This window comes from uncultured Bacteroides sp. (assembly GCF_905207245.1).
Lineage (GTDB): Bacteria > Bacteroidota > Bacteroidia > Bacteroidales > Bacteroidaceae > Bacteroides.
The window spans coordinates 1-4,651 of the sequence record NZ_CAJLKP010000161.1; the positions used below are offsets into that span (position 1 = coordinate 1).

The following is a 4,651-nucleotide window of genomic DNA, read 5'->3' on the forward strand; positions in this document are numbered from 1 at the left end:
AGAGTCCCGCGAACGGGACTCTGCCGTAATTTTGTTCGGTCCGGGTGATTATTGTGCGCTTACAGTGAATCTCCCTCGGGTGAGCAACTGAATGCAGAATTTTGGGTTAAAGACACAGAAAAAGGGTATCTCATTGAATGCGCTGTTCTCTTAATTATGGCAATTTATGACATCTATGGCGATTATGAAAAGTACTATATATCATTCAGTGGTGAACGATTAGCCACAAGCTGGATGCGTTTTAGTAACCAGCAAGTTTTTGATATGCTGAATCGGAATCGAGAACCAGCAGATATTGTAAAAGAGGTCATTAACAGCAGAGAAGTCATGATATTCAATCCATCGACGGAGCCCATTGATTTGCAGGAAATAAAGCATTTTAGGTTTCCAAATTATCAATGCGATACATACAAAATCAGTCAGATTGAGGATGCAAGTTTGTCTGATAGGAAGAGGCTTAAATGCCGATTGTATATTGGCGACATAGACTGTCGGGAAACAATTATCAAAATTATAGAGGAAAGCATTGAATGGCTCAAAAAGATTCGTAATGTAGATTCTCCTACAATTCACCGAAAAAACGGCACAATGGAGGCGGATGCATTATATATAACGATATATCGCAGAGATGCTCGGCGAAATAAAGGATTGTTACCAGGCAACGAAAATTTTATTGGTTTTGTCGATTACAATTTAAGTGGAGAAACAACATTACTGAACGGTGGTTTGCCAGCTAAAATATGGACTCAGTTTCACCACGAAAAAATCGGTAAAATAGCCATTGCATGGAGAGAGGGAAAGTATATGACACGACATTCTCGAAAAGTGGGAGCAAACGCTCCTTGTCCTTGTGGCAGTGGAAAGAAATTCAAAAAATGTTGTCGAGGAAAAGGTATATTTGACTAAAACTCATTACATAGCCCAGAAATTTTCACTATGAAAGCCCCTCGGCTATGTAATGTCAGAACAGAAGTAAAACCTATGCCATATATCCCGCTATAGGATGGTGCTTTCCGCCGCTACCATCAAGGCGGCTGAAGCTTCTCACTGTACAGGTTTATGTAGTGGCTCTTTTTCCCAATTCCCTTTTGTTTTCCTATGCCCGATCAGACCCTTGAAGATACAAAGCTTTATAGTCCTCAAGAACATAAAGTTGAACTGGGACTTATCTTTGGCCGCGATTGGCTTATTTTTCCTGCGCGGATCAGCTATTTTCACCCGGCTCGAACAGTGCAGCGATGAGGTTCGATTAGGGCCATTCTCTTTCAACGGTTCAGTCAGGCTATAAATCAAACTGCTAAACTTTAAAACAGCCAAATTTCACCTCTGTCATATACTCATGTCAAAAGTGAGAGAAGTTTGAAATACGGGGGTGGATGCGGTATACTAAAAATAGAATAGACGACCTGTTAATAGATGCGAAACGGCTGGAAAGCAAATGGACGATAAGGAGAGGAATATGACCGAACAAGATGTCAAGTTTTTATGCAAGTGGGCAATCGAAAACGGACAGCGCCAGTTAACACCAGTGGAAAAGGAGCTACTGAAGAACGGAATTGATGACGCAAAAAGCTTTCAAGACTTTCTTGCGGTTGTATTGGCGGCAATGGCTATCAGTTAAAACATGTAGGGCAGACTGCATGCCATAAAGGCAGAAAAGTGTGCAATCATTGCACACTTTTCCCCGCAGACAGCTTTTATGATGAAGCAAAGCACGGAGCCTTTCGGCTCCGTGCTTTACGCTTATTTCAGTTTTTTGCCGTCCTCGAAGGCGTTGCCAACTTTCTCGCCAAGGACGAGGTAGTCGTTGTGCACAGGGTCGAAGGTGATCGGGCGCAGTTTCTGCGGGTCGATCTTTCCCTCGCTGTCCAGAATGCGTTCGTCGGCGGAGACATTCACGATCTCACCCAGCAGAAGTTCAGACTCCTCGTCAAAGCTGATCAGCTTGCACTCCAGCGTCATAGGCAGTTCGTCGATGACTGGCGCGTCCACGACCTCGCTCTTGGTCACATGGAATCCGGCGCGCGCCATCTTATCCGGCGTTGTATTGCCGGAGACGATGCCAACATAATCGCAGGCGTCCACGTGGGCCGCATCCGCCATGCTGACGGTAAATGCCTTGCGGCTCAGGATGTTCTTCACCGTTTTGTGACTGCCGCTGAGGTACATGGCGATGCGGTTCATGTCAGCAATACCGCCCCACGCGGCGTTCATGGCGTCCGGAGTACCCTCCTCGCCATAGGTCGCGATGATCAAAACAGGCTGGGGGTACAGCCAGGGCTTTGCTCCAAAATTCTTACGCATAGTTCTGTCCTCCTGCTTCAAGAATGATCGTATTATACCACATTGAACACCAAACGTAAAACCTGTTTGCCTGATATGATTATCGCACTGTGTTTCGCAGGGTGCCGATGCCTTCGATGGCGCACTCTACCACATCGCCGGGCTTCAGGAATTTCGGTGGGTCGAAGCCCATGCCGACGCCGGAGGGAGTGCCGGTGGAGATGATGGTGCCGGGCAGCAGCGTCATGCCGGAGGACAGCTCCTCAATGATGTCCGCGATGGAGGTAATCAGCAGGTCTGTGGTGGAGTCCTACCGCAGCTCGCCATTGACGCAGGCGGTGATATGCAGGGCAGGCGGAAAGGCGATCTCGTCAGCGGTGACGATGCAAGGGCCTATGGGGGTAAAGCCGTCCAGACTTTTGCCAAAGTACCACTGTTTGTGGGCGGCCTGCAAGACACGGGCTGACACATCATTGAGGACGGTGTAACCGAAGATGTAGTCCATCGCGTCTTTCGCTTTCACGTTTTTCGCCGCCCTGCCGATGATGACCGCCAGCTCAGCCTCGTAGTCCAGTCGCTCCACGAGGCCGGGGTGGCTCTCGATTAGCTGGGTGAGTTCTAACTAGATCCTTGCTCATATCGACGGATATAACATTATATGTAAAATTTGGTTGGATGCAAAGAAAATAGATGTTAGAGTTGCACATGCACTTTGGCTTTGGTAGAATACAGTTAAGGTGTTTTTTGAGTGTACAATGTCTCTATCGAGAAAGAACATCTGAATTCTCTCGAAAAAACAAACAAGTAGTGAATAATGATGTGTGTGAGGGAAATACATATGAAAATAAGCCGTGTTATAATTGAAAACTATCGGAATCTAAAGAACGTTGATGTTACCCTCGGAAACACCGTAACGCTTATTGGTGAGAATAACTGTGGCAAGTCAAACTTCTTGCGTGCATTATCCATCCCGTTACTATCTGATGATTCTGGGAATTCTAAACATTTATCTTGGCATGATATTAATCGAGAAGCAAAAGAAGCATATTATACATTTTTGTCTGAAAACAAAGAACGCATCCTTAATGAAAGCCTATCGGTAGAGCAATTTATTCCTTCTTTGCCGGAGGTTATAATTAAACTATATTTTCAGCCAAACGAAAATGAACATTACAATATAAGAGAAATCCTGTGTGAGGGTGAAGCTGAACAATGGGTCGGCGGTATTTGTTATCGTTATTATGTAAAAAACCCAGAAGATCTGTTGAGACGGGTTCGAGATGTTCTTAAGTCAGATTCATATAACGATCGGACAAAAATGAGTCTTTTGCCGATGGCACTGTTTTCGTGTTCAATAACAGTACCAGGAAAAGGCAAGAATCTTTCTTATGAAACTCTTGCTAAGTTTTGCTCTGTAGAACTTCCAGCAGAGAGAGACGGATTTGCGTCCAACGCAGATAAATTAGGGTCGAAAGCACTATCTGATTTACTACAAAAGGGGTTAACTCCTGACGCTCAAGTAAAAATTGAAGAAGATTATAACAAATTTTTTGATACTATAAGAGATGAGCAAAACAGTTGGAAGGAACTGCCCCCAAACAAGGCAAACGGGAATCAAAAGAGTTTGGGGCATCTCAAGGGCGCAAAAACCACAGCGCGGTAACCGCCGCACCTGAAGAAGGTATGGAAAAGGCAGATCAGGCGGAACGCCGAAGCTGTTTGGCAGAACGGTAGGAGTGAGAGCCGTGCAGAACGGCGGCCAGCGCAACCACTAAGGCAGAGATATGAGCCAGTGTGTTGAGATTAGCAGCACTGCTGCCATTTCGAACCCAGAGCCTTTCTTGACCAGATGCCTTAAAGCGGGAGTTATAACGCTCACACTCTGTACGCAAGGCATAGATACGCTTAAAATGCAGGCATTCCCTGTCAATGGAAAGTCTGTAGTCTGTTGGAATGGTCTTATATTTGGTGCATCCCCGGTTCCTCTTGCCGTTGTTCCAGTTTTTGTGGTTACAAGGGCAAACACCGGTTTTGGACTGGCGGAAGGGGCAGCAGTATTTCTGCCGGATCCCCCCTTTGCCATCGGTGGTCTTACCATCCTTGTGCATAGCCAGCCCGGCCTCACAGACCGGATTACCGGCAGAAAGCGTTTTAGAGGCTTTCGTGCCGCGTGGATTGAGAGGGATAAATGCCTCGCCCTCATAGACTGTTTTTACGGTATTGTAGATGCTTTTCACATCGTAGCCCTTGTCGGCAAGGAAGGCGCACTCTTTCAAAGAAATCGTCTGATCCACGGCCGCGAGGATGTCAGCGGTGACGGCAGAATCGGAAATATTGCCCGGCGTGGTCAGCTCGTAGAGCGGCAGAC

General features: G+C 46.3%; 5 protein-coding genes and 1 pseudogene. 3 read left to right on the forward strand and 3 right to left on the reverse strand.

Features of this window, described 5'->3' with window-relative positions:
• Nucleotides 1-156 precede the first annotated feature (156 nt).
• Nucleotides 157-906, forward strand: coding sequence for an SEC-C metal-binding domain-containing protein (locus QZ135_RS24490; RefSeq protein WP_294615698.1), 750 nt, complete (start codon nucleotides 157-159; stop codon nucleotides 904-906).
• Nucleotides 907-1,459: 553 nt separating this feature from the next.
• Nucleotides 1,460-1,621: a hypothetical protein gene (locus tag QZ135_RS24495; protein WP_294615700.1), complete on the forward strand. Its 162-nt coding sequence runs from the start codon at nucleotides 1,460-1,462 to the stop codon at nucleotides 1,619-1,621.
• Nucleotides 1,622-1,743: 122 nt separating this feature from the next.
• Here the strand turns inward: QZ135_RS24495 and QZ135_RS24500 are convergent, their stop codons facing one another.
• Nucleotides 1,744-2,304: a flavin reductase family protein gene (locus tag QZ135_RS24500; protein ID WP_294615702.1), complete on the reverse strand. Its 561-nt coding sequence runs from the start codon at nucleotides 2,302-2,304 to the stop codon at nucleotides 1,744-1,746.
• 79 nt (nucleotides 2,305-2,383) lie between these two features.
• Nucleotides 2,384-2,866 (reverse strand): annotated as a pseudogene (locus QZ135_RS24505) (fumarylacetoacetate hydrolase family protein).
• A 255-nt stretch (nucleotides 2,867-3,121) separates the two neighbouring features.
• Here QZ135_RS24505 and QZ135_RS24510 point away from each other — a divergent pair.
• Nucleotides 3,122-3,946 (forward strand): AAA family ATPase, encoded by an 825-nt coding sequence (locus QZ135_RS24510; RefSeq protein ID WP_294615704.1) that lies wholly within the window; start codon nucleotides 3,122-3,124, stop codon nucleotides 3,944-3,946.
• 34 nt (nucleotides 3,947-3,980) lie between these two features.
• Here QZ135_RS24510 and QZ135_RS24515 read toward each other — a convergent pair whose 3' ends face one another.
• Nucleotides 3,981-4,649: a transposase gene (locus QZ135_RS24515; RefSeq protein ID WP_365979432.1), complete on the reverse strand. Its 669-nt coding sequence runs from the start codon at nucleotides 4,647-4,649 to the stop codon at nucleotides 3,981-3,983.
• Nucleotides 4,650-4,651 lie beyond the last annotated feature (2 nt).